Source organism: Kribbella sp. NPDC023855 (genome assembly GCF_040639475.1).
In the GTDB taxonomy this organism is placed as follows: domain Bacteria; phylum Actinomycetota; class Actinomycetes; order Propionibacteriales; family Kribbellaceae; genus Kribbella.
The window spans coordinates 260,430-284,454 of the sequence record NZ_JBFAAA010000003.1; the positions used below are offsets into that span (position 1 = coordinate 260,430).

Genomic DNA, 24,025 nt, shown 5'->3' on the forward strand with positions numbered 1-24,025 from the left:
TCCCGATTGTAAAAATGGTCTGAGTGAGTTGGCTGTTGATCTCAAGCGGCAACCCGCTCAGACCTCCTCGACGCTGTTCGGCTCACGCCGGGACAGGTCGATTCCCAGTTCTTCCGCAGCGCGGAAGACGTCTTCTTCGCTGTCCCGCATCTCGACCCGGCTTCCGTCGGACGAGAGCACTTCCACGTTCAGACACAGGGACTGCATTTCCTTGACCAGAACCTTGAAGGACTCCGGGATACCCGGCTCCGGGATGTTCTCGCCCTTGACGATCGCTTCGTACACCTTGACGCGACCGACGACGTCGTCGGACTTGATGGTGAGCAGCTCCTGCAGCGCGAAGGCGGCACCGTAGGCCTCGAGGGCCCACACCTCCATCTCGCCGAACCGCTGACCACCGAACTGCGCCTTACCACCCAGCGGCTGCTGGGTGATCATCGAGTACGGACCGGTCGAGCGGGCGTGGATCTTGTCGTCCACCAGGTGGTGCAGCTTCAGCATGTACATGTAACCGACGCCGACCGGCTGCGGGAAAGGCTCACCCGAGCGGCCGTCGAACAGGTTCGCCTTGCCGGTGCTGTCGACCATCCGGTCGCCGTCACGGTTCGGCAGGGTCGAGCCGAGCAGGCCGGTAACCTCTTCCTCCCGCGCGCCGTCGAAGACCGGGGTGGCGACGTTCGTGAACGGCTCGGCTTCGCCGGCGCCGATCTTGATCAGTCGCTGGGCCCACTCTTCGGTGTTGTCCGGGTCGACCTTCCAGCCGCGGCTGGCAACCCAGCCGAGGTGGGTCTCGAGCACCTGGCCGACGTTCATCCGGCCGGGCACGCCCAGCGGGTTCAGGATGATGTCGACCTGGGTGCCGTCCTCCATGAACGGCATGTCCTCGACCGGCAGGATCTTCGAGATGACGCCCTTGTTGCCGTGGCGTCCGGCGAGCTTGTCACCGACGGAGATCTTGCGCTTCTGCGCGACGTACACGCGGACCAGCTGGTTCACGCCCGGCGGCAGTTCGTCGCCGTTGTCGCGGTCGAAGACGCGGACCCCGATGACGGTTCCGTTCTCACCGTGCGGCACCTTCAGCGAGGTGTCGCGCACCTCGCGCGCCTTCTCACCGAAGATCGCGCGCAGCAGCCGCTCCTCCGGGGTCAGCTCGGTCTCACCCTTGGGCGTGACCTTGCCGACCAAGATGTCACCGGTGGTGACCTCGGCGCCGATCCGGATGATGCCCCGCTCGTCCAGGTCCGCCAGCATCTCGTCGGAGACGTTGGGGATGTCGCGGGTGATCTCCTCCGGGCCGAGCTTGGTGTCGCGGGCGTCGACCTCGTGCTCCTCGATGTGGATCGAGGTCAGCAGGTCCTGCTGCACGACGCGCTGGCTGAGGATGATCGCGTCCTCGTAGTTGTGACCCTCCCACGGCATGAACGCGACGAGCAGGTTCCGGCCCAGAGCCATCTCCCCCTCGTCCGTGCACGGACCGTCGGCCAGCGGCGAGCCGACCTCGACCCGCTGCCCGGCGTCGACCAGCGGACGCTGGTTGATGCAGGTGCCCTGGTTCGAGCGACGGAACTTCTGCAGCCGGTAGGTCTGGTACGTGCCGTCGTCGGCGGCGACCTCGATCAGGTCGGCCGAGACCTCCTTGATCACACCGGCCTTCTCCGACACCAGCACGTCACCGGCGTCGACCGCTCCGCGGAACTCCATGCCGGTACCGACCAGGGGGGCGTCCGCGGTGATCAGCGGAACGGCCTGGCGCTGCATGTTGGAGCCCATCAGGGCGCGGTTGGCGTCGTCGTGCTCGAGGAACGGGATCATCGCGGTGGCGACGGACACCATCTGGCGCGGCGAGACGTCCATGTAGTCGACGTCGTCGACCAGCACGAGCTCGACCTCACCGTGGCGCCGGCGGACCAGCACCCGGTCCTCGGCGAACGCGTCGTCGTCGGTCAGGGCCGCGTTGGCCTGGGCGATGACGAACCGGTCCTCCTCGTCCGCGGTCAGGTAGTCGACCTGGTCGGTGACCCGGCCGTCGACGACCTTGCGGTACGGCGTCTCGACGAACCCGAACGGGTTCACCCGGCCGTACGTCGCGAGCGAGCCGATCAGGCCGATGTTCGGGCCTTCCGGGGTCTCGATCGGGCACATCCGGCCGTAGTGGGACGGGTGCACGTCGCGGACCTCGAAGCCGGCCCGCTCCCGGGACAGACCACCCGGGCCGAGCGCCGACAGGCGGCGCTTGTGGGTCAGACCGGCGATCGGGTTGGTCTGGTCCATGAACTGGGACAGCTGCGAGGTGCCGAAGAACTCCTTCAGCGCCGCGACCACCGGGCGGATGTTGATCAGGGTCTGCGGCGTGATCGCCTCGACGTCCTGGGTCGTCATCCGCTCGCGGACCACCCGCTCCATCCGGGCCAGGCCGGTGCGGAGCTGGTTCTGGATCAGCTCACCGACCGTGCGCAGACGGCGGTTGCCGAAGTGGTCGATGTCGTCCTCTTCGACGACGATCTCGCCCTGCGGCGCGGTCAGCTCGGTCTTGCCCTCGTGCAGCGCCACCAGGTACTTGATCGTCGCGACGATGTCGTTGATCGTCAGTACGGCGGTGTCGTGCGTCTCGTCCCGGCCGAGCTTCTTGTTGATCTTGTACCGGCCGACCTTGGCCAGGTCGTAGCGCTTGCCGTTGAAGTAGTAGTTGTCCAGCAGCGCCTGGGCAGCCTCGCGCGTCGGCGGTTCGCCGGGGCGCAGCTTGCGGTAGATGTCCAGCAGCGCGTCGTCCTGCCCGGAGGTGTGGTCCTTCTCCAGGGTGAGGCGGATCGACTCGTACTCGCCGAACTCCTCGAGGATCTGGGCGTCGGTCCAGCCGAGCGCCTTGAGCAGCACGGTGACGTTCTGCTTGCGCTTGCGGTCCAGCCGCACGCCCACCATGTCGCGCTTGTCGACCTCGAACTCCAGCCACGCACCGCGCGACGGGATGATCTTGGCGGTGAAGATGTCCTTGTCCGACGTCTTGTCCGGCGTGCGCTCGAAGTACACACCGGGCGAGCGAACCAGCTGGGACACGACGACACGCTCGGTGCCGTTGATCACGAACGTGCCCTTGCGCGTCATCAACGGGAAGTCACCCATGAAGACGGTCTGGCTCTTGATCTCGCCGGTCTCGTTGTTCATGAACTCGGCGGTGACGAACAGCGGCGCCGAGTAGGTGACGTCACGCTCCTTGCACTCGTCGACCGTGTTCTTCGGGGGCTCGAACCGGTGGTCGCGGAACGACAGCGACATGGTGCCGCTGAAGTCCTCGATCGGGGAGATCTCCTCGAAGATCTCCTCCAGGCCGGACGGGGAGGACAGATCGGTCCGTCCCTCCGCCTCGGCGGCGGCCACCCTGGCCTGCCAGGTTTCGTTTCCGACCAGCCAGTCGAAACTGTCCACCTGCAGCGCAAGAAGATCCGGAACCTCGAGAGGCTCGGAGATCTTTGCGAAGGAGATGCGGCGTGGTGCGCCGGAAACGTCGGTAATGCTGTCGGACTGGGGGTTGCGCGAGGCGACCAAGGGGCGTCCTTCCACGGGCTCGCAAAATTCGGTGCTGGCACTTCGGTGCTGGGAGCGCATGCCAAACGACCCTCGTCAAGTTCTGAGGATGAACAAGGGTGCGGTTAAAGGCAGCGCAAAGCAATAGGCTACCCGATCAGGGCAAGCCTGTCCAATGGGGTCCGACACTATGCCTTCGGACCACCCTCTCCGTCAAGAATCGACCCGGGTTCTCCAGCGGGTAACCAGCCCGCGAGCCACCCGGCACGACCTCTCCGGAGTCACAAAGAGACTACAGTCCGGCGATCTCCTGGACCAGCCATTGACCACCGTTTCGGACCATCGTGAATCTCGTCCGGTTCAGGTCGACCCGGGGCTTACCCTGGGTGATCGTGCTGGTGGTCGTCTGGTTGACGAAGATGATCAGCGTGACCCGGTCCGCGTCGCCGTCCCGTACGCCGACCTCCCGGACCTCGGCGCGCACGGTCGCCTTGGTCTTGGTGGCCAGCTCACCGGCCACCTTGGCGGTGGCGTCGAACTTGCCGGCGAAGTCCGCGGTCATCGTCGCCCGGGCATCCGCGAAGCTCTTGTCGAGCGTCCGGTAGTCATAACTGAGCGCCGTCTCAGCCGCCTTCCGCCCAGCAGCAGCCGCCTGCTCCCGCGCGTCCTCCGCCTCTTTCCCCTTCCAAGCCTTAACCCCAAGAATCCCAGTCAACCCCAAAATCAACACCAGCAACACCCCCAGAGCCGCCGACAACACCACCCCAACCCGCGACCGCCCAGCAACCACAGAGGCCGTCTCAGGGGATGACGCGGAGGCGGGGTCGGCAGCCGTCTCAGCGGGGGCCGAGGCCGACTCAGCCTCCGGCTCGGCGGCGGATGAATCGGCCGCCTTCGCGGACGGCGCCGCGGTCTCCTCAGGCTGAGGTTCGTCACTCTGTGTGACAATCGGTGGGGTTTCGGAGGGCTCGGGAGTGGTCTCCAGGGCCTCTGGTGTGGCCTGAGTCACTGGTTTGTTTGGGGCGGTTTGGGGGTTGACATCTGGGCGGCGGCGTTGGCCGGCTATTCGGCGGGGCATCAGCCGACCACCTTGAAGTCGGCGGTGAGCCAGCGGTTCTTCTCCCGGACCAGGTCGAGCTTGATCCGGTAGCGGCGCTCGACCCCGTCCTTGGAGGCGGTGTTGGTGACCACCGCGTTCACGATCACCAGCACCTGGGCCGAGTCCTTGTCGTTCGACACCACCGCGGCCTCCTTCACGTCGCCCTTGGAGGTCGCCTTGTTCGCCGTCACCTCGGTCTTCACCGAGTCCGACGCCGACTTGAACTCCTCCTTGAACTGCCCGGTGGAGTCGTCCAGCACCCGCTGGGCGTCGGCGTCCCAGCTCTGGTAGTTGTACGTCGTGAAGTCCAGCGCCAACTGCCGCGCCGCCTTCATCGCGCTCTCCCGGTCACTCTTCCGCGTCTCCTGACCACGCAAGGCGACCACCGACAGCGTCGCACCGACGAGCGCGACCAGCACGAGCACGCTGAGCGCCCACGCCAGGACGACCGGGCCTTTCCGAGCGGCCTTCACTCCCCACTCACCGGTCCGAGGATCAGGGCCTTCCAGGAGTCCTTGCCGAGCAACGCCTCCTGGCCACCGGTCGAGCCGAGCACCATCTCCGGCATCCCGCCCTTACCGCCGGCGATCCCCGTCGCCGGGTCGTACCCGATGCCGTACCCGATCCGGTTCGCGTCCTCCCGCGACGACGGGGTCGGTTTGTTCTGCGCACCGCGCACGTTGACTCCCGATCCAGGCGGCGCCGTACAGCCTGCCTTGGTGTTGGCCGGCTTGCCCGTGGTGTCCTGCGGAACGCGCTTGTCGGTCCCGTTGTAACCGGCCCGGCAGGCCGGCGGGCTGAAGCCGAGCACCAGCCCGAAGTGCGCGTCGTAGTGCCCGGTCCCCGGGTCCTTGGCCGGTACGACGTACCCGCCCATCGACACGGCCGGGTAGACCACCATCAACTGCTCCACCGCGTCCAGCCGTACTGCGGTCAGCTCGCTCACCGTCAGCAGGTTACCCAGCAGCACCGCGAGGTCGGCCTTGTTCTCCGTGATCAGCGCGGTCAGCTGGGTGCTGGCACCGCTGCCGTTGTCGATCACCGAGCGCAGGTCCGCGTCCGAGCTGACCAGCGTGTCGGACAGCAGCGCCAGGTTCTTCGCCCAGGTCTTGATCGCGTCGCCGCTGCCGACCTGGGTGGCAAGCACGGTATTGCCGTCGTTGATCAGCTTGATCGTCTGCAGGATGTTCGCGTCCGCGTCGCTGATCAGCGAGCCGGAGCTGTCGATGATCTTCTGCAGGTCGGTGCCCTTGCCGCGCAGCGCGGCGCCGAGCTCCTTGACCGTCGTCTGCAGGCTCTTCTTGTCGACCGAGTTCACCAGCTGGTCCAGGTTCAGCAGCAGCTCGGTGGTGTCGATCGGCAGGACCGTGTTCTGCCGGGAGATCTTGGAGCGGTCCTGCAGGTACGGGCCGCTGTCGCGCCGCGGCTGCAGGTCGACGTACTGCTCGCCGATCGCGGACCGGTTGGCGACCACCGCGAGCAGGTCGTTCGGGATCTTGGTCTTCTTGTCGATGTCCAGGTCGACCTCGACGCCGTCGGACAGCAGCCGGAGCTCGCCGACCCGCCCGACCGGCTGGCCGCGGTACGTCACCTCGGCGCCGGAGAAGATGCCGCCGGACTCGGCGAAGCTGGCGCTGACCGTGTAGTCGTCGTCGAACAGCAACTCGTCGACCTGCGCGTACTTGCCGCCCACGTAGGCGACGCCGACCAGGGTGATCAGCAGGAAGACCATCAGCTGGATCCGGACCGTTCTGGTGATCACTTGGCCACCCCCGGCATCAGGACCTTCGCGAGTTCGGGATCGAACGCGGACCGGTTCAGCTTCGGCGTACAGACCGGCAGGCCGAGCAGTGTGACGCAGGTGGTCGCCGTCCCGGTCGGGACCGGCAACGGCGGCAGGCCACCGCTGGACGAGCTGGTCGGGAACTTCGGCGGGTTGCTCAGCGGCACGTTGATCGGCAGCGTCGGCAGCGTCAGGCCGGTGCTCGGCAGGTTCAGGTTGAGGATGCCCTGCAACGCCTTCCGGGTGTTCACGTCCAGGGTGATCTCGAGGTTGGTGAAGTCCCCCTTCACCGCGTTGGCTGCCGCGTCGGGGAACGGGTAGGTGAGCAACAGCTCGAGCGACTTGGGCAGGTTCTCACCGGCCTCGGCGAGCTTGGTCAGGATCGGGTAGAGCGACTGCAGGTTCGCCACCAGGTCCTTCTGCGACGCGGTGATCACCCTGGTCGCGGTGTTGCCGAGGCTGGCCAGCGCCTGCAGCGTCTTGACCAGTGCGGCGCGCTGCCGGTCCAGGGTGGCGATCGACTTCGGCAGCGAGTCGATCGCGGTCGCCAGCGTGGCCTTCTGCGCGTTCAGCTTCTTCGCCAGCTGGTCGACGGCGGCGATCGCGGTGACGATCTTCTGCTTGTTCTGGTCGAGCGTGCCGACGAACGTGTTCAGCTGGGTCAGCACGCTGCGGATGGCCGGCTCGTTGCCGGTCAGCGCCTTGTTCAGCTCCTGCGTGATGATCTGCAGCTGGGCAACGCCACCACCGTTGAGCAGCAGCGACAGCGCGGACAGGACCTGCTCGACCTCGACATTGCTGGTGGTCCGCGACAGCGGGATCAGTTCGCCGTTGTCGAGCCGGCCGCGTGGCTTCTCGCTACCCGACGGCTGCGCCAGCGAGACGAACTTCTCGCCCAGCAAACTGGTCTGCCGGATCGTGGCGCGCGCGTTGTCCGGCAGCTCGAGGCTCTTCGGCAGCTTGACCCGGACCTTGGCGACGTACCCGTCGAGCCAGACCTTCTCGACCGTGCCGACGGTGACGTCATCCACCTTCACCGAGGACTTCGGCACCAGGTCCAGTACGTCGGCGAACTCCACCGTCACCGTGTACGACGGCCCCTTGATCTTGGCGCCACCCGGCAACGGCAGGGAGTAGACGCTGAAGTCGCAGCCGCTCAGGAGGGTCGCCATCGCGACCACACCGGCCACTAGCGCAGTACTGCGGAGCCGCCTCATCGGGTCTCTCCAGGAACCAGGCCGCCGAGCGTCTCGTCGACCGGGTCAGGCCTCGGCAGCTTGGGCTCGGGGGCGGGAGCCCACGGCGTACCGGCTGGGCCTCCGGAGCCGGTGACGCTGCTCAGCAGCGGGAGCTTCGGCAACGCGTCGAAGACCGGCTTGAGCGCCGAGCAGGTCGACAGCGGCTGGTTGGCCTGGAGCAGCAGCGAGCAGATGAAGGTGGCCGGGTCGTCCAGCTGGGCCAGGTTGATCCGCTGGTCGAGCGTGCCGTACTGCGGGTTGTACACGCGGGCCAGGTTGCCCAGGCCGAGCGGCGCGGTGTCGATGATCTCGGCCAGCGCGGCCTTCTCCTTGACCAGGATCTGGGAGATGTCGGTGGCACCCGAGACCGTGGTCCTGAGCAGCGCGCGGTTGTCCTTGACGAACGCGGCGACCTCACCGAGTGCCGTCGCCAGCGTGGACAGCGCGGCGGCCAGGTCTTGGCGTTCACCGGCCAGCGTGGTCGACGTGGCCGCGAAGTTGGCGTTGAACTGCTTCACCAGGGTGTCGTTGGCGGCCAGCGCGGACACGAAGGTCTGCAGCTGCCGCACAGTGCTGAACAGGCTCTTGGAGTTGCCCGCCAGCGTCTGGGTCAACGTCGACACGTCGGTGATCGTCTGGTTCAGCTTCGCACCCTGGCCGTTCAGGTTCGCCGCCGAGACGTCGAGGAGCCGCGACAGCGCACCCTGATCGTTGGCGCCCTTGGGACCGAGCGCGACGGACACGTCGTTGAGGCTCTGGTAGATCTGGTCGAGCTCGAGCGGTACGGCGGTCCGTTCCAGCGGGATCTGCGCACCGTCGGCCATCACGGCGCCCTTGGAGTACGCCGGGGTCAGCTGGATGTAGCGGTCGGCAACGATCGACGGCGACGCGATCACCGCCTTCGCGTTGGCCGGCACCTTGTGCTTGGCCTCCCACCAGAACTTCACCCGTACTGCGCGCCCGGCCGGCGTCACGCTCTCGATCTCGCCGACCTTGATGCCGAGGATCCGGACGTCGGAGCCCGGATAGATGCTGACCGCCCGCGGGAAGTACGCCGTCGCCGAGACCCGCTCGGGCTGCGGCCACAGCGAGATCAGACTGACCGCGAGCACCACGAGGACGACGCCGATGGCAATCAGCCGGGACAAGGAAGCGACCTTCATCGGCTGCCACCTCCGGTCAGGATCGGCGGCAACCCGAGTGGCACCTGCGGCAACGGGATCTCCGGGACGGGCACGAGGTTCTGCACATACGTGTCGAACCACGGCCCGGTACCGAGCGTGTTCGTGAAGACCCGCGCGTACGGCGCGAGCCCGCGGATGCTGGCATCCAGCGCGTTCTGGTTCTTCAGCAGGGTGGCCAGTACGGCGTTCACCTTGGTCAGCGTCGGCGCCAGGTCCTTGCGGTTCTCCCGGACCAGCGCGGTGATCTGCGCGGACAGCTTCTGGGTCGAGACGAGCAACTGGTGGATCAGCACCCGGCGCGCCTGGACGGCCTGGAACACCGTGTTGCCGTCCTTCATCAGCTTGATCAGCTGCTGGTTGCGATCGGCAAGGATCTTGGTGACCACATCGGAGTGCTGCAGCAGCTTCTTCAGCTCCTCGTCGCGCTTGGCGACGGTACGCGACAACCGGGACAGCCCGGTCAGCGACGCCCGCACCTCCTCCGGGGTGTTCTTGAAGGTCGCCGACAACGTGTCCAGCGCCTTGGCCAGCTGGGCGGTGTCGATCCGCTCGGTGGTGTTGGCCAGATCGGTGAACGCGTCGACGACGTCGTACGCCGAGATCGTCCGGCTCAGCGGGATCTCCGAGCCCTCCTTCAGCTCGCCCTCCCCGGCCGGGTCGAGTTTCAGGTACTTCTGCCCGAGCAGCGTCTTGATCTTCATCTCGGCGCCGGTCTTGTCGCCGAGCTTCACCCCACGGTCGACGACGAAGTCGACCCTGACGTGGGTGCCGGCCAGCTCGACCTTGCGAACCTGCCCGACCCGGACGCCGGCCACCCGGATCTCGTCCTTCGGTTTCAGCCCGCCGGCCTCGGAGAACTGCGCGGAGTACTTGGTCCCGCCCCCGATCAGCGGCAGGTCCTGCGCCTTGAACGAGGCCAGCATGACCAGTCCGAGCACGGTCAGGCCGACCACCCCGATGGTGACCTGGTTCTGTTCCCTGAACGGCTTCACTTGGCACACCTCGCCGAGTTGACGTCATGACTGATCGGGATCCGGGTGCCGAGCGGCAGCGTGACGTTGCCGTCGAAGCCACACAGGTAGAAGTTGAACCACGACCCGTACGACGCGGTCCGGGTCATCGTCTCGAGCTTGCCGGGCATGTTCTGCAGCGTCTTGACCCAGATCGCCTGGGTGTCGTCGAGCGTGGTCGACACCTGGCGCAGCCGGTCAAGGTCCGCCTTCAGCGGGACCCGGGTCTGCTGCAGCAGGCCGGCCGTCTTGGTGTTCAGCGAGTTGATCGAGCCGACCGAGTTGAGGATCGGGTTGATGTCCTGGCTCAGCCCGGTGATGAACTGCTGCAGGTTGACCAGCAGCTGGGAGAAGTTCTGCTGCCGCTGCGAGACGATCTGCAGCGTCGAGGTCAGGTTGATGATCAGGTCGCCGATCACCTGGTCGGAGTCGGCCAGAGTGGTGGTCAGCGACGCCGTCCGGGCCAGCAGGCTCTCGATCGTGCCGCCCTCACCCTGCAGCACCTTGATCACCTCGAACGCGAACTGGTTCACGTCCTTGGGCGTCAGCGCGGTGAACAGCGGCTTGAACCCGTTGAACAGCACCGACAGGTCCAGCGCGGGGGCCGTCCGGCTCTGGTCGATGATCCCGTTCGCCTTCATCCGGGTGCCGCCACCGACCCCGTCGGTGAGCGCGATGTAGCGGTTGCCGACCAGGTTCCGGTACCGCATCGTCGCGCGGGTGCTGGTGTCGATCACCTGGTCGGAGTCGACGCTGAAGCTGACCATCGCGAGTTTGTCCTGGTAGAGCGCGATCTTGTCGACCTGCCCGACCTTCACCCCGGCGATCCGGATGTCGTCGCCCTTGTTCAGCCCGACCACGTCGGTGAACACGGCCCGGTACTTCGTGGTCGCGTTGAAGCTGATGTTGCCGATCGTGACGGCCAGCAGCGCGGTCGCGATCGTGGTGACCACGACGAAGATCGCCAGCCGCACGGTGTCGAACGAGGTCTTCTTGTCCAGCAACTTCATTTCAGGTTCACCTGCCCTCCGCGGACCAGCGGGCCGATCATCAGCGTGGTCAGATCCGGTACTTCGCCGGCCGGGACGCCCATCGCGGGGCCGGCGAAGGAGTCGATCACCGTCTGCTCGGCCGGCGTACCGGCGCCGCCCGTGTCCGCCGCGAAGCCGGGCATCGCCCGGTTCAGCTGCAGGTTGACCGGGAAGCGGGTCAGCTTGTTGTGGTCGCCGATCACGCCGTCGTCGCCGGTGATGTACGGCGCCGGGTTCTCCTGCGTGTACGGGCCCGGCTTCTCGCCCGGGTGGCTGTAGTTCTTGCCGACGCAGGTCGGGCCGCGGCGGTCCCGGTACTTCGGCAGCTCGTTCGGCTGGTACGGCGTGGGCTGGTTGGTGATCAGCTCGAGATTGATGTGCAGCGCGCCGTCGCGGAACGTGTCGTTGAGGATCGGCGCCGTGTCCGTCATCACCTTGAGGAAGCAGGGGAACTGCGGCGAGTACTTCTCCAGCAGGTCGAGCACCGGCCGGCTCACCTCGCCGAGCCGGATCACCCGGTCCTCGTTCTCCGTCAGGAAGGTGTTCCCGGTGGCCGAGAAGGTCTGCACGTCGGCGAAGAACGTCTGCAACTGCTTCTCCTTCTCCACCACGGTGTTGCCGGTGATGGTCAGGTTGCGCAGCGCGCGGACCAGGTCGGGGGTGACCTCGCCGTACAGCTGCGAGACCTGGGTCAGCCTGGTCAGCGCGGCGATCAGGTTCGGCACGTTGGGGTTCAGCTTCTTCAGGTAGCTGTCGAGCTGGGTGAGGGTGCCGGCGATCTCCTCGCCGCGTCCCTCCAGTGCGGTCGCCAGCGTGTTCAGCGTCGCGTTGAGGTCGGCCGGGTCGACCGCCTGCAGCAGTGGCAGCGCGTCGTTCAGCACCTTCTCGATCTCGATGCCGACCGCGGTCTTGTCCCGCGAGATGGTGTCACCGGCCCGGATCGCGCGGCCCGCAGTACCGGTCGGCGGGACCAGCGCGACGTACTTCTCGCCGAACAGCGTCTTGGGCAGGATCCGCGCGCTGACCTGGCTGGAGATCTCCTTCACCTGGTCCGGCTTCAGCGCCAGATGCACGGTGGCGAAGTCGCCGTCGGTGGACACGTCCCGCACCTCACCGACGATGATGCCGCGCAACTTCACATCCGCGTGCCGATTCAGCTGCAGACCGATGTGACTGGTCTGCAGTTTCACGTCAACCGTGTCGGTGAAGACCTTCGCGTAGAAGGCGTAGGTCAGCCAGAGCAGAAAACACAACATGCCGATGAACGCGGTCCCGAGCAGTCTTCTGGTCATCTCAACCTGCCAGCCGGACGGTGGTTGTTGTGCCCCAGATCGCCATCGAGAGCAGGAGGTCGACGACGTTGATGACGACGATCGAGGTTCGTACTGCGCGGCCGACGGCGACGCCGACGCCCGCGGGGCCGCCGGTCGCGTGGTAGCCGTGGTAGCAGTGCACCAGGATCACCAGCACCGAGAAGACGAGCACCTTGCCGAAGGACCAGAGCACGTCGCCGGGCGGTAGGAACAGATGGAAGTAGTGGTCGTACGTCCCGGTGCTCTGCCCGTAGAACGTCGTCACGGTCAGCCGGGTGGCGAAGTACGAGGACAGCAACCCGACGACGTACAGCGGGACGACCGCGATCAGGCCGGCGATGATCCGGGTGGTGACCAGGTAGGGCAGCGACGGGATCGCCATCACCTCGAGGGCGTCGATCTCCTCGCTGATCCGCATCGCGCCGAGCTGGGCGGTGAAACCACAGCCGACGGTCGCGGCCAGCGCGATACCGGCGATCAGCGGACCGATCTCGCGGGTGTTGATGTAGGCGCTGACGAAGCCGGCGAAGGCCGAGGTACCGATCTGGTTCAGCGCCGAGTAGCCCTGCAGGCCGACCTCGGTCCCGGTGAAGAAGGCCAGGAAGGTGATCACGCCGACGGTTCCGCCGATGACGGCGAGCGCGCCGGTGCCCAGCGTCACCTCGGCGAGCAGCCGGAGGATCTCGCGCCGGTACCGGGTGACCGACTTGCCCGACCAGGCCAGCGCCTTCAGGTAGAAGGCGAGCTGCTCACCGAGCCGGTCGAGCGAGTTCAGCGGCTTCTTCACCAAGGTGTCGACGAGGGCTGACACGGTCAGGCCCCCTTCGGCGGTACGAGCTGGAAGTAGATCGCCGTCATCGCGAAGTTCGCGACGAACAGCAGCATGAAGGTGATCACGACGGACTGGTTCACCGCGTCGCCGACCCCCTTGGGTCCACCACCGGCGTTCACGCCCTTGTACGACGCGACCACGGCGGCGATGAAGCCGAACACCAGCGCCTTCGCCTGGCCCTGCCACAGGTCGGGCAGGTGGGCGAGCGCCGTGAAGGAGGCTATATAACTACCGGGCGTCCCGTCCTGCAGGACCACGTTGAAGACGTAACCGCCCATCACGCCGACCACGCTGACAAATCCGTTCAGGAAGAACGCGACCAGCATGGTGGCCAGCACCCGCGGTACGACGAGGCGCTGGATCGGGTCGATGCCGAGCACCATCATCGCGTCCAGCTCTTCGCGGATCTTGCGCGCGCCCAGGTCGGCGCAGATCGCCGAGCCGCCGGCGCCCGCGATCAGCAACGCGGTCGCGATCGGCGAAGCCTCGCGGACCACGGCCAGCACGGCGGCCGACCCGGTGAATGCCTGCGCGCCGAACTGCTTGATCAGCCCACCGACCTGCAGCGCGATCACCGCACCGAACGGGATCGCGACCAGCGCGGTCGGGATGATCGTCACGCTGGCCACGAACCAGGCCTGCTGGAGGAACTCGCGCAGCTGGAACGGCCGGCGTACCGAGGCCCGGGCGGTGTCGAGCGCGAAGGCGAACAGCGAGCCGGCGTGCTTCAGCGGGGCGGTCACAGATGCACTCACGTGACCCCCACGGTGGCGCCGGCGAACGAACCGGGGGGTGGGGTCACGCCGTTCTGCTCGCACCACTCGCCCGGCGGGCGCTGCGTCGGGCGCAGTACGCCGCTGCTGGGCAGCTGCTGGATCGGGATCGGGGGCAGCGGCGGCAGCTCCTGGTCCGCCTCGGCGGCCAGTTCGTCGGCGTCCTTCTCCTCGGACATCCCGATCGGGCCGATCCGCTGCGCGTTCAGGAACTGGCGGACCACCGGCTCCTCGCTGGACAGCAGCATCTCGCGCGGACCGAACATCGCCAGGTGCCGGTGGTACAGCAGGCCGATGTTGTCCGGCACCGTCCGCGCGGTGTTGATGTCGTGGGTGACGATCAGGCAGGTCGCCTGGGTCATCTCGTTCAGGTCGATGATCAACTGGTTGAGGAACGCCGTCCGGACCGGGTCCAGACCGGAGTCGGGCTCGTCGAAGAGCAGGATCTCGGGTTCCAGCACCAGCGCGCGGGCCAGGCCGGCCCGCTTGCGCATGCCGCCGGAGATCTCGCCGGGCAGCTTCTTCTCCGCGCCGACCAGGCCGACCATCTCCATCTTCTCCATCACGATGGAGCGGATCTCGGACTCGGACTTCTTGGTGTGCTCGCGCAACGGGAAGGCGACGTTGTCGTACAGGTTCATCGAGCCGAACATCGCGCCGTCCTGGAACAGCACGCCGAACAGCTTGCGGACCTCGTAGAGCTGGCGCTCGGAGCAGGTGGCGATGTCGACGCCCTCGATGTGCACGTGACCCCGGTCCGGCTTGAGCAGACCGATCAGCGTCTTCAGGAATACGGACTTCCCGGTACCGGAAGGACCGAGCATGACGCAGATCTCACCGGCGGGCAGCGTCAGGGACACGTCGCCCCAGATCAGCTGGCTCCCGAAGGACTTCGTCAGTCCTTCGACACGGACCTCTACGCCCACCGGTCCTCCTCACGGGTTCTCTCACGCAGCCCCGACCGACGTGCTTTCGCCGGTTCAACGAGGGCGCGGTTGCTTAGGTTACGCACGAGTACGGTTTTACGTAACCCCTGTGTGTCAAGTGTTGGATGACCGATTCGTCACGCTGTGGTCACGCCGGGATCACGCTGCGTACCGCCGACCGCCAGGTCTGTCGGCAGCTCGAGCAGAAGGTTAGCGTCGAACTCTGGCCGAACGCTTGAGAGGGGCAACTGATGAGCATCGAACGCCGTACCTTCCTCCGGGGCAGCATGGCCGTTGCCGGCGGCATCCTTGCCGGTGGACCGTTCCAGGGGGTCGTGGCCCGGGACGCGATGGCGGAGCCCAAGGGCAACGCACCCTTCCGGGCCCTGCGGCCGATCCCGGACGCGCGGGACGGCAAGGTCCGGCTGCACCTGCCGGAGGGCTTCTCGTACCGCTCGTTCCACGACACGGAGTTCCCCGTCGTACTGCGGGACGGCACCAAGCTGCCCGGCCGGCACGACGGGATGGGCGCGTTCCGGGGGTCCGGCGGAAACGTGCTGCTGGTCCGCAACCACGAGCTGAACAGCCCGGGCGCACCGTTCGGCCCCGGTACGCCGTACGACGCCAACGCGCAGGGCGGTACGACGACCGTCGAGGTAACGCCCTTCGGTGAGGTGCGCGACGCGTACACCAGCCTGAACGGCACGATGATGAACTGCAGCGGCGGCATCATGCCGTGGGGCAGCTGGATCACCTGCGAGGAAACGGTGAACGGCCCGGACGTCGGACCCGACTTCACCGGTACGCCGAACCTGGCGCTGACCAAGCCGCACGGCTTCATCTTCGAGGTCCCGGCGGGCGGCCAGTCGAACCGGCAGCCGATCACCCGGGCCGGCCGCTTCGCGCACGAGGCGGTCGCGTTCGACCCGGCCGATGGGATCCTCTACCTGACCGAGGACAACTTCGCGTTCCCGTCCGGGTTCTACCGCTACCGGCCGGCCTCGAACCCGCTGCGTTCCGGCCGGCTGGACAACAACGGCCGGCTGCAGATGCTCGCTGTCCGCGGTCGCCCGAACCTGAACCTGGCCGCCGAGCAGCCGAAGCGGGCGACGTACGACGTCGAGTGGGTGGACATCGACGACCCGGCGCCGACTTTCCCTTATACGCCAGGGCAAACCGCGCCGACCACGAACGACCAAGCGCTGGTGTACGTCGGCGACCAGGGCCGCTCCCAAGGTGCGGCGTACTTCTCCCGGCTGGAGGGCACGGTCTACGACAAGAACGTCGTGTACTTCTGCTCGACCCAAGGGGGCGGACCGGCGGAGACCGGGCCGGACTCGGTGAACGGCTACGGCAACGGGTTCGGCCAGATCTGGGGCTATCACACCCGCGCCGAGAAGTTGCAGCTGCTGTACCAGTCGCCGAACCGCTCGACCCTGGACTTCCCGGACAACGTGACGACCAGCCCGCGCGGAACGCTGGTGCTCTGCGAGGACAGCACACAGGACAACTACCTGCGCGGCCTGTCCCGCGGCGGCCAACTCTGGGACATCGCACTGAACCGCCTGACCAGCAGTACCGGGGTGGACCGCTCCGGCGACGAGTTCGCCGGTTCGACGTTCAGCCCGGACGGGCACACCTTGTTCGTCAACATCCAAGCCAGCCGCGGCATGTCCTTCGCAATCTGGGGCCCTTGGCAACGAATCGGCGTCTGACGAAGCAGTGCGCACGCCGCTGGGCGTCTCGGTGGTGTCGATGGTCGCCGCTGGGGCGCTCGGCGCCTGGGTCGTTGCTGCGGATTCGATACCAGGCGAGCGGCGACTGCTGATCCGGGTGCACGACGCGGGCCGGTCGATCGATCCGGTCATGCTCGTTTTGAGCAAGGCCACCGAGCTGGTACCGCTCGGAGTCGTCGCGGCCGGCGTACTCGTCGTACTGCTCGTCCGGCACCGGCCGGCTGACGCGACGTTGTTCGGCGCAGGGGTGGCTGTCGTCTGGGCGGTCAATCCGTTGCTGAAGGAGCTGGTCGGCCGGTCCCGTCCCGACCTCTGGCCACTGCCGGACACGGTCTCGGAGTACAGCTTCCCCAGTGGCCACGCCGCCAACACCGCTGCCTTGGCGGGCACTCTGCTGCTGATCCTGCACAGCCGTCCTGCGTGGGTCGTCGGTCTACTACTTACTGCGGTTGGGCTTGTCGGACTTTCCCAGCTGGTACTGGGCCGCCACTACCCGTCAGACCTCCTCGCCGGCTGGCTCTGGGCAGGGGCTTGGGTCGCCGTCCTCGGCCGGTGGCGGGGCCGCACTTGAATCTATATGTAGGCTGGCTACATCTAGCAGCTCGACATATAGGAGGAGTGTCCCGTGCTCGGACGAACGATGCGGAGAATGGCCGTGGCCGGAGTGGCCGCGCTCGGGCTGGGCGTGACGCTGACGGCGGGAGCCGCGGGCGCCGCGACCGACCAGGAGCAGGCCGGGCGGGTTCCGGACAAGGTGGCTTTCGACCGGTTGCTCCAGCAACAGGCGGATGCCTGGACCCACGAGAGCGGCGCCGAGTTCGCCGCCACCTTTCATCCCGACGCCGACGTGGTGACCTTCAACGGCGATCACCTGCGCGGGCGGACCGAGATCGCCCGGGAAATGCAGCGCTACTTCGACACCTACATCGAGGACACCACGTTCCGGACGCTCAGTGAGCAGATCCGCTATCTCGAGCGGGACATCGCGGTGATCGTCCGGACCAGTTGCCTGATCACGGCTCCGGCGACGACCTGCCGGGCCGACTCGCTGTCGATCAACACCAACGTGATGCACCGCAAGCACGGCCGCTGGCTGCAGGCCTCGTTCCAGAACACCCGGGTCGAGCCGTTGCCCTGACCCGGGCAGGCAGAAGGGCGGCCCCTGGCGGGACCGCCCTTCGCTGGTACTGCTGGTGTGCGGCTAGGCCGCACGGGTCACTTGAGGGTGACGGTGGCGCCGGCGCCCTCGAGGGCCTCCTTGGCCTTCTCCGCGGCAGCCTTGTCGACCTTCTCGAGGATGGCCTTCGGCGCGCTCTCGACGAGGTCCTTGGCCTCCTTCAGGCCGAGGCTCGTGAGGCCACGCACCTCCTTGATGACCTGGATCTTCTTGTCGCCGGCCGACTCCAGGACGACGTCGAACTCGTCCTGCTCGACGACCTCGTCGGCCGCGCCGCCACCGGCGGCCGGGGCCGCGGCAACCGCGACGGGAGCAGCGGCGGTCACGCCGAACTCCTCCTCGAAGGCCTTCACGAACTCAGAGAGCTCGAGCAGGGTGAGGTCCTTGAACTGACCGAGCAGCTCTTCGGTGCTGAGCTTCGCCATTTTGGCGGTCCTTCCTTCAAAAGTGTTGCTGGTGATCACTGAATGGGGTACTGCGTGAAGCGAACGGGTCAGCTGTCAGCTGACGCGGTCTCCTCGGTGCTCGCCTCGGCAGGTGCGTCGGTCGTGTCCTGCACGTCCTCCGCAGCCGGAGCCTCGTCCGCCACGGGGGCGTCGCCGGCCGGCAGCTTGTCCTGCAGCGCCGCGAACAGGCGCGCGGCCTGCGACAGCGGAGCAGCGAACAACGACACCGCTTGCTGCGGGGCCGCCTTCATCGCACCTGCGAGCTTCGAGAGGAGAACCTCACGCGACTCGAGGTCAGCGAGCTTGTTGATCTCGTCAGAGTTGAGTGCCTTGCCATCCAGCACACCACCCTTGATGACGAGAAGGGGATTCGCCTTGGCGAAGTCACGCAGGCCCTTGGCCGCGACCACCGGGTCGCCCTTGATGAAGGCGATGGCCGACGGACCCTCGAGCAGGGAGTCGAACGACTCCACACCCGCGTCCTTGGCCGCGATCTGGGTCAGCGTGTTCTTCACCACGGCGTAGTTCACGTCGTCACCGAGCGTAGTGCGCAACTGCCGCAACTGCGCCACGGTGAGTCCGCGGTACTCGGTCAGCACGGCGCCGTTGGAGCTCTTGAAGTTCTCAGTGAGCTCTGCGACGGCGGCTGCCTTGTCCGGCCTCGCCATGGGTCTCCTTCCGCCCTGCTTGTTCACACAGGGTTGGGCTTGTCAGCCGCACCGGCCAGGATCCACAAAATCGAAAACGCCCCTGCGCAGGCGCAAGGGCGTGAACAAACCAGTCTCACTTACTTGTCACCTGCGCGGGCCGCCCACGAACTTGTGGGACCTTCAGTTGCTCCGGGAGCAACGACCAGCGGTCTTCGGCAGCCTCAAGAGTAACCGCCGGTGACGCGGGCACCAAATCGGTTACCGGGGCCGGGCTGGAATCCACCTACTCATGGCCGCTGCGGCGGCCCAACCGGTGAGTCCCATGACCAGTACTGCGGGGGCGAGGCCGGCCAAGGCTGTCACCCCGGCGATCAGGAACGGGCCGGCTCCGCTGCCTGTGTCGGCGAACAAGCGGAAGGCGCCCAGGAACTGTGCCCGGCTGCCCGGTGGTGCCGCGTCGACGCCCAGCGTCATGAGGATGCCGGCGCCCAGTCCGTTGCCGACTCCCATCAACAGGGCGACCGCGGTCAGGGTGGAAACCGAGTGCGTCAGCGGCAGGAACAGATGCGCCAGCCCGAGCACCAGCATCGACGGTACTGCGACCCACTTGCGGCCGAACCGGTCCATCACCGAGCCGGCCGGATAGAAGAGCAGCATGTCGACGGCACCCGAGAGGCCGAAGATCACGCTCGTGGTCTGGGCGTCGAGCCCGAGATGCTCGGCCCAGAGCGGGATCACCACCTGCCGCGAAGCCCGGACCGCCCCGACGAGAAGGGCGCCGACGCCGAGGGTCCGCAGTACGGGGAAGTGTTCGCGCAGGACGGCGCGGGTGGATTGCAGGACCACCGGGTTGGTCGCGCGATTACGGCGTACGGACTCGAGGTCGGGCAGGCTCAGCAGGACCACGCAGGCGAGTACGGCGGCGCCGAGGTGGACCCAGTACGCGCCGTCGGTGCCGAGGAACTTCATCGCGAAGGCGCCGAGGAACGGGCCGATGAACGAACCGATCCGCGCGATCCCGCCCAGTGTGGACAGCGCTCTCGCTCTCATCCGCAGCGGGACGGCTTCGCTGAGATAGGCCTGCCGGGCCAGCCCCCAGACCGAACCGGCCAGACCGGTCGCCACGATCGCCAGGGCGAGACCCCACACGTTCGGCACGACCAGACACGCGGCCAACGCGACCGACACAAGCCCGGTGGCCAGCAACATCGCGCGCCGCTCACCAATCCGAGCGGTCAGCGTCCCGGCTGGAATGTCCCCGATCACCTGCCCGACCCCAGCGGCGGCAACCACCAGACTGGCCACGGCGATCGACGCCCCGAGATCCCGCGCCGACAACGCAACCACAGGAGCGATAGCCCCTTGGCCGATGCCGTACAACAACGCCGGCAGATAGACCGAGGGCCCAATCCGCCGCCAACTGAAGGACTCGGTCATCCCACCCATCGTTTCATCCGCAACTACCGAATGAGATGCCGGTCCCTGGCATCAGGACACCTGCACACCCGCCGGGCGGCGGACCGGTACGACGGTGAGGAGGCTCTCGAGTGGGTCAGGGGAGGACGGCGAGGGCGTCGATTTCCACCAGCATTTGTTCCAGGGGGAGGCCGGTGAAGACGGTGGTGCGGGCGGGGAGGACGCCGCTGGGGGTGCGGGCGGTGACGAACTCGGCGTACGCCTCGTTCATCGCGGCGAAGTGGTCGCGGACGGTCAGGTAGACGCGGAACATCACCACGTCGTCGAGGCTGCCGCCGCCGGCCTTCAGGATCGCCTCGATGTTCTGCAGCACCCGGGTGGTCTGTGCCTTCACGTCGCCCTCGAAGACGAACGCGCCGCTCTCCGGGTCGACCGAGCCCTGACCGGACACCTGCAGGACGTTGCCCTTGCGGACCCCCTGGGAGAAGACGGGCAGCGGCGCGGGAGCCTCGGGGGTGGAGACGGCGGTCTTGTCGGACATACGGGGTTCCTCTCGATGTGGTCGGCCGGTGAGGATGGCGCGATCAGGTGTAGTCGGCGCCGATGGCGGCCGTGGTGGCGAGCAGGTCGGGCAGCAGTTCCAGCACCTGCTCGTAGTTGAGCAGCACGTCCGGCACCGAGATCGAGACGGCGCCCACCACGCGACCGGAGCGCTCGACGATCGGCGCCCCGATGCAGTTGATGAACGACTCGTGCTCGGCCCGGTCGTGGGCCCAGCCCTGCGAACGGACCAGGTCCAGCTCGTCGCGCAGGGCGTCCGGTCCGGTGATCGTGTTCGGCGTGAACCGGTGGTAGTCGATGGTGTTCAGCAGGCCTTCCCGCTGCCGCTTCGGCTGGGCCGCCAGCAGCACCTTGCCGACAGCCGTGCAGTGCAACGCGGCCGGTACGCCGATCTGGCTGTACATCCGCACCGACTGCACACTGTCGAGCTTGTCGATGTAGATGACCTGCCCATTCTCGTACGCCGCGAGATGCACCGTCTGGCCGGTCCGCTGGTTGAGCTGCCGCAGATGCGGAGCAGCGACAGCCCGTACGACGTGCTGCTCGCGCGATGCGTCCGCCAGCGAGAACAGGCGGGAGCCCAACCGGTAGCGGTGCGCCTCGTCGCGTCGTACGAAGCGTTCGGCCTCCATGGTCCGCAGGAGCCGCAGGACTGTGGTCTTGTGGACGTCGAGCTCGGTCGCCAGCTGGTCGAGCGAGCGGTCGCCCTCCCCCAGGCTGACCAGGATCTGCAGGGCTCTCGCCAGGCTCTGACTCACACCACACCTCCTAACCGGACGCCGGCCGGGCCGACCTGGGCGACTGCCCACTCCGCTTCGGAGCAGGCAAGCAACGCCTGCCGCGTCGCGGCATCAGGAGGCGGCGCATGGTCTTCCGGCACAGCCAGCACAGCCGCCGCACTCAGATGTCCCAGCCGCAGCCGCTGCTCCATCGGCAGCCCCTGTAACGTCCCGGCCAAGTATCCGGCAGCGAAGGCGTCTCCTGCGCCAACAGGCTCTACTACGTCGACGGTGAGCGCCGATACCTCAGTACTGCGTCCGTCCGGCTCCAGCGCGAGCGCTACGTGAGCATCCGACTTCAGCACGATGGTCGAGCGCGGCCCAACCAGTTCCCGCAGCTCACCAGGATCACTGGTACCAGCGAACGCCACTGCCTCATCCGCACCGATCAGTACTACGTCAGCCGCGCGCAGCAGTCGCCACAGTGGAGCCGGGTCGGCGTCACGCCAGAGAGCAGGTCGCCAGTTGAGGTCAACACTCAAGGTGAAGCCCAAGGTGTCCCGCAGAGCCGCCAGCCGATCCAGCATCTCGGCAGCAGTCGTGGAGATGGCCGCAGTGATCCCAGTGGTGTGCACCAGGTCCGCACCAGCCAACCGGTCGCGTACTGCGGGCCTGTCCAGGAAGGCGGGATCCATAGCGGCAGCGGCCGAACCAGAGCGGTAGTAGTGCATCTGTGTCCGGCCGTTGAAGCTGTGCTTCACGTAGAGGCCGGTCGGCCGGGTCGGGTCGTCCTCGACTCCACCGACGTCGACACCACGGCTCTGCAGGTCGTGGAGCACGTGCTTGCCGAACCCGTCGGTGCCTAGCCGCGAGAGCCAGCCGGTAGGGACTCCCAGCGCAGCCAGTCCGCCGGCGACGTTGCACTCGGCACCGCCGACCGAACGGCGGAACGTCTCGACGTCCTCCAGCGGAGCACCACCGGCCTCGGCGGCGAGCATGATCATCGCCTCGCCGAGACAGATCGCCCGCGGTACCGGGTCGGTCATCGATAGGTCCTCTCAGGCAGGCTGACTGGCAGTGCGGGTTGGGCTGGGCCGTCATGACCGGCCGGTCGGGCTGGGCGGCGGGTCGGGCTGGGCGGCGGGTAGGACTGGGTTGGCGGGCCGGCGGGTTGAGCTGGGCCGGCTGGTCGGCTGGGTGCGGCTGTCGTTGACGGGAGTTCCGGCGCGATGCTACAACCGGTACGTCAGGATGCGCAACGAGTGTTGCACATTACGCAATCATGCCGGGGATGTCATGTCAGCTTCGTACGATGCCGCCGCCGTCGCAGCCCTCGCGGACCAGCGAGTGAGCTGGCAGGACAAGGCGTTGCCGCCCGCGTTCTGGGGCCGGACCGTGGCCGACGTACTGGCCGAGAAGCCGCGGCTGTCCGACCTGCCCACTCCCCTGCTCACCCTGTCCGCACCAGGCCTGCAGCACAACGTCGCGACGCTTGCCCGCTGGTGTGCGGACCACGGCGTCGAGCTGGCGCCACACGGCAAGACCACCATGGCTCCTGCGCTCTGGGCGCAGCAGCTGGACGCCGGCGCCTGGGCGATCACCCTGGCCAACGCCTTCCAGCTCGGGGTCGCCCGGCAGTACGGGGTCAGCCGCGTGATGATCGCCAACTCGGTCATCTCCCCAATGCAGCTGCGGTGGATCGCGGACGAGCTTGCAGCCGACCCGTCGTTCGAGGTGCTGGTCTGGGCCGACTCTGTCCGCACAGTCGAGTTGCTGGAGGCTGCGCGGTCGGCGTACGTCGATGCCGGCGCGCGGCGGCTCGACGTACTGGTGGAGGTCGGTGGAGCCGATGGGCGGACCGGTGCGCGTGACACCGAGACTGCGCTGGCTGTAGGCGCCGCGATCGCCGCTGCATCGACACTGCGGCTTGCTGGCGTTGCTGGCTACGAAGGGGCGATTGCACATGGCGCTGACGAGGCCGGGCTGGAGCATGTCCGCTCCTACGTCCGTGAGCTCGCTGCTGTGCACAGAGGCTTGCAGTACGAGGCTGACGTAGTACCGGTGGTCAGTGCGGGCGGTAGCGCGTATTTCGAGCAGGTGGCGCAGGTGCTGGCTCCACTCGCCAGCGAAGGCGCCCGGGTCGTACTGCGGTCCGGCGCCTACATCGCGCATGACGACGGCTACTACCGGCAGCACTCGCCGCTGGGCTCAACACCTCGGACTGACGGCGACCGGCTGGTGTCGGCCATGCACGGCTGGGTCCGGATCACTTCACAACCCGAAGCAGGCTTGGCGATCTTCGACGCGGGCAAGCGCGATCTGCCGTACGACGAAGGGCTGCCCGAGCCGCAGCTGCTCCGGCCGCGTTCCACCGGCGACGGCGTGCGCAAGGTCGAGGGGATGACCGTGACGAAGCTGAACGACCAGCACGGCTTCCTGCGCTTCTCCCCCGATGGCGAAACCCCACTGGTGATCGGTGACGAACTGCGGGTCGGACTGTCACACCCCTGTACTGCGTTCGACAAGTGGGGACTCGTCCCGGTGATCGACGACCCGGAGGCCGATGACCCGGTGGTCGTCGACCTGATCCGCACGTTCTTCTGATGGGT

The 24,025-nt window shown here is 67.2% G+C and carries 22 protein-coding genes; 4 read left to right on the forward strand and 18 right to left on the reverse strand.

The features are described from left to right. Window positions 1–57 precede the first annotated feature (57 nt). The 12 genes from rpoB to AB0F51_RS12040 form a co-directional block, all read right to left on the reverse strand. Entirely contained in the window at window positions 58–3,543 is a 3,486-nt protein-coding gene (gene rpoB, locus AB0F51_RS11985) for a DNA-directed RNA polymerase subunit beta (protein WP_360277964.1), read from the reverse strand. A 271-nt stretch (window positions 3,544–3,814) separates the two neighbouring features. Further along, on the reverse strand, window positions 3,815–4,252 hold the full coding sequence (locus AB0F51_RS11990; protein ID WP_360277966.1) for a hypothetical protein: 438 nt from the start codon (window positions 4,250–4,252) through the stop codon (window positions 3,815–3,817). Window positions 4,253–4,599: 347 nt separating this feature from the next. Further along, complete coding sequence (locus AB0F51_RS11995; RefSeq protein WP_360277969.1) at window positions 4,600–5,094, reverse strand: hypothetical protein; 495 nt, start codon at window positions 5,092–5,094, stop codon at window positions 4,600–4,602. Then, window positions 5,091–6,383 (reverse strand): MlaD family protein, encoded by a 1,293-nt coding sequence (locus AB0F51_RS12000; protein ID WP_360277972.1) that lies wholly within the window; start codon window positions 6,381–6,383, stop codon window positions 5,091–5,093. Before AB0F51_RS12000 ends, AB0F51_RS11995 begins: the two co-directional genes overlap by 4 nt. Continuing rightward, window positions 6,380–7,621: an MCE family protein gene (locus tag AB0F51_RS12005; protein WP_360277975.1), complete on the reverse strand. Its 1,242-nt coding sequence runs from the start codon at window positions 7,619–7,621 to the stop codon at window positions 6,380–6,382. The genes AB0F51_RS12000 and AB0F51_RS12005 overlap by 4 nt, the downstream gene beginning before the upstream one ends. Next, window positions 7,618–8,805 (reverse strand): MCE family protein, encoded by a 1,188-nt coding sequence (locus AB0F51_RS12010; protein WP_360277978.1) that lies wholly within the window; start codon window positions 8,803–8,805, stop codon window positions 7,618–7,620. The genes AB0F51_RS12005 and AB0F51_RS12010 overlap by 4 nt, the downstream gene beginning before the upstream one ends. Further along, complete coding sequence (locus AB0F51_RS12015; protein WP_360277981.1) at window positions 8,802–9,818, reverse strand: MCE family protein; 1,017 nt, start codon at window positions 9,816–9,818, stop codon at window positions 8,802–8,804. The genes AB0F51_RS12010 and AB0F51_RS12015 overlap by 4 nt, the downstream gene beginning before the upstream one ends. Further along, a complete protein-coding gene (locus AB0F51_RS12020) occupies window positions 9,815–10,846 on the reverse strand; it encodes an MCE family protein (protein WP_360277983.1) in 1,032 nt (343 codons plus the stop codon). Before AB0F51_RS12020 ends, AB0F51_RS12015 begins: the two co-directional genes overlap by 4 nt. Continuing rightward, window positions 10,843–12,159 (reverse strand): MCE family protein, encoded by a 1,317-nt coding sequence (locus AB0F51_RS12025; protein WP_360277986.1) that lies wholly within the window; start codon window positions 12,157–12,159, stop codon window positions 10,843–10,845. The genes AB0F51_RS12020 and AB0F51_RS12025 overlap by 4 nt, the downstream gene beginning before the upstream one ends. A gap of 1 nt (window position 12,160) precedes the next feature. After that, window positions 12,161–12,991: an ABC transporter permease gene (locus AB0F51_RS12030; protein ID WP_360277988.1), complete on the reverse strand. Its 831-nt coding sequence runs from the start codon at window positions 12,989–12,991 to the stop codon at window positions 12,161–12,163. 2 nt (window positions 12,992–12,993) lie between these two features. Then, a complete protein-coding gene (locus AB0F51_RS12035; RefSeq protein ID WP_360277990.1) occupies window positions 12,994–13,767 on the reverse strand; it encodes an ABC transporter permease in 774 nt (257 codons plus the stop codon). Beyond that, window positions 13,764–14,711, reverse strand: coding sequence for an ABC transporter ATP-binding protein (locus tag AB0F51_RS12040; RefSeq protein WP_360277993.1), 948 nt, complete (start codon window positions 14,709–14,711; stop codon window positions 13,764–13,766). The genes AB0F51_RS12035 and AB0F51_RS12040 overlap by 4 nt, the downstream gene beginning before the upstream one ends. Window positions 14,712–14,962: 251 nt before the next feature. Here AB0F51_RS12040 and AB0F51_RS12045 point away from each other — a divergent pair, with 251 nt between their 5' ends. Genes AB0F51_RS12045 through AB0F51_RS12055 form a run of 3 tightly spaced genes read left to right on the forward strand, consistent with a single transcriptional unit; the run spans window position 14,963 to window position 17,585 of the window. Next, a complete protein-coding gene (locus AB0F51_RS12045; RefSeq protein ID WP_360277996.1) occupies window positions 14,963–16,426 on the forward strand; it encodes an alkaline phosphatase PhoX in 1,464 nt (487 codons plus the stop codon). Window positions 16,427–16,433: 7 nt separating this feature from the next. Continuing rightward, window positions 16,434–17,018, forward strand: coding sequence for a phosphatase PAP2 family protein (locus tag AB0F51_RS12050; RefSeq protein ID WP_360277998.1), 585 nt, complete (start codon window positions 16,434–16,436; stop codon window positions 17,016–17,018). Between the two features lie 54 nt (window positions 17,019–17,072). Then, window positions 17,073–17,585 carry an SgcJ/EcaC family oxidoreductase gene (locus tag AB0F51_RS12055; protein WP_360278000.1) on the forward strand — a complete coding sequence of 171 codons (513 nt, stop codon included), beginning with the start codon at window positions 17,073–17,075 and terminating at the stop codon, window positions 17,583–17,585. Window positions 17,586–17,662: 77 nt separating this feature from the next. Here the strand turns inward: AB0F51_RS12055 and rplL are convergent, their stop codons facing one another. The 6 genes from rplL to AB0F51_RS12085 all read right to left on the reverse strand — a co-directional run bounded on the left by rplL (window position 17,663) and on the right by AB0F51_RS12085 (window position 22,462). Further along, entirely contained in the window at window positions 17,663–18,049 is a 387-nt protein-coding gene (gene rplL, locus AB0F51_RS12060) for a 50S ribosomal protein L7/L12 (protein ID WP_360278003.1), read from the reverse strand. Between the two features lie 68 nt (window positions 18,050–18,117). Continuing rightward, window positions 18,118–18,738 (reverse strand): 50S ribosomal protein L10, encoded by a 621-nt coding sequence (gene rplJ / locus AB0F51_RS12065; RefSeq protein ID WP_360278005.1) that lies wholly within the window; start codon window positions 18,736–18,738, stop codon window positions 18,118–18,120. A 240-nt stretch (window positions 18,739–18,978) separates the two neighbouring features. Further along, complete coding sequence (locus AB0F51_RS12070; protein WP_360278007.1) at window positions 18,979–20,157, reverse strand: MFS transporter; 1,179 nt, start codon at window positions 20,155–20,157, stop codon at window positions 18,979–18,981. Between the two features lie 115 nt (window positions 20,158–20,272). Then, window positions 20,273–20,677, reverse strand: coding sequence for a RidA family protein (locus AB0F51_RS12075; RefSeq protein ID WP_360278010.1), 405 nt, complete (start codon window positions 20,675–20,677; stop codon window positions 20,273–20,275). Window positions 20,678–20,720: 43 nt separating this feature from the next. Continuing rightward, window positions 20,721–21,455 carry an IclR family transcriptional regulator gene (locus AB0F51_RS12080; RefSeq protein ID WP_360278013.1) on the reverse strand — a complete coding sequence of 245 codons (735 nt, stop codon included), beginning with the start codon at window positions 21,453–21,455 and terminating at the stop codon, window positions 20,721–20,723. Continuing rightward, complete coding sequence (locus tag AB0F51_RS12085; protein WP_360278015.1) at window positions 21,452–22,462, reverse strand: sugar kinase; 1,011 nt, start codon at window positions 22,460–22,462, stop codon at window positions 21,452–21,454. Before AB0F51_RS12085 ends, AB0F51_RS12080 begins: the two co-directional genes overlap by 4 nt. Window positions 22,463–22,712: 250 nt before the next feature. Here AB0F51_RS12085 and AB0F51_RS12090 point away from each other — a divergent pair, with 250 nt between their 5' ends. Further along, the gene (locus AB0F51_RS12090) at window positions 22,713–24,020 is read left to right on the forward strand and encodes an amino acid deaminase (protein WP_360278017.1); all 1,308 of its coding nucleotides are present in this window, start codon (window positions 22,713–22,715) and stop codon (window positions 24,018–24,020) included. Window positions 24,021–24,025 lie beyond the last annotated feature (5 nt).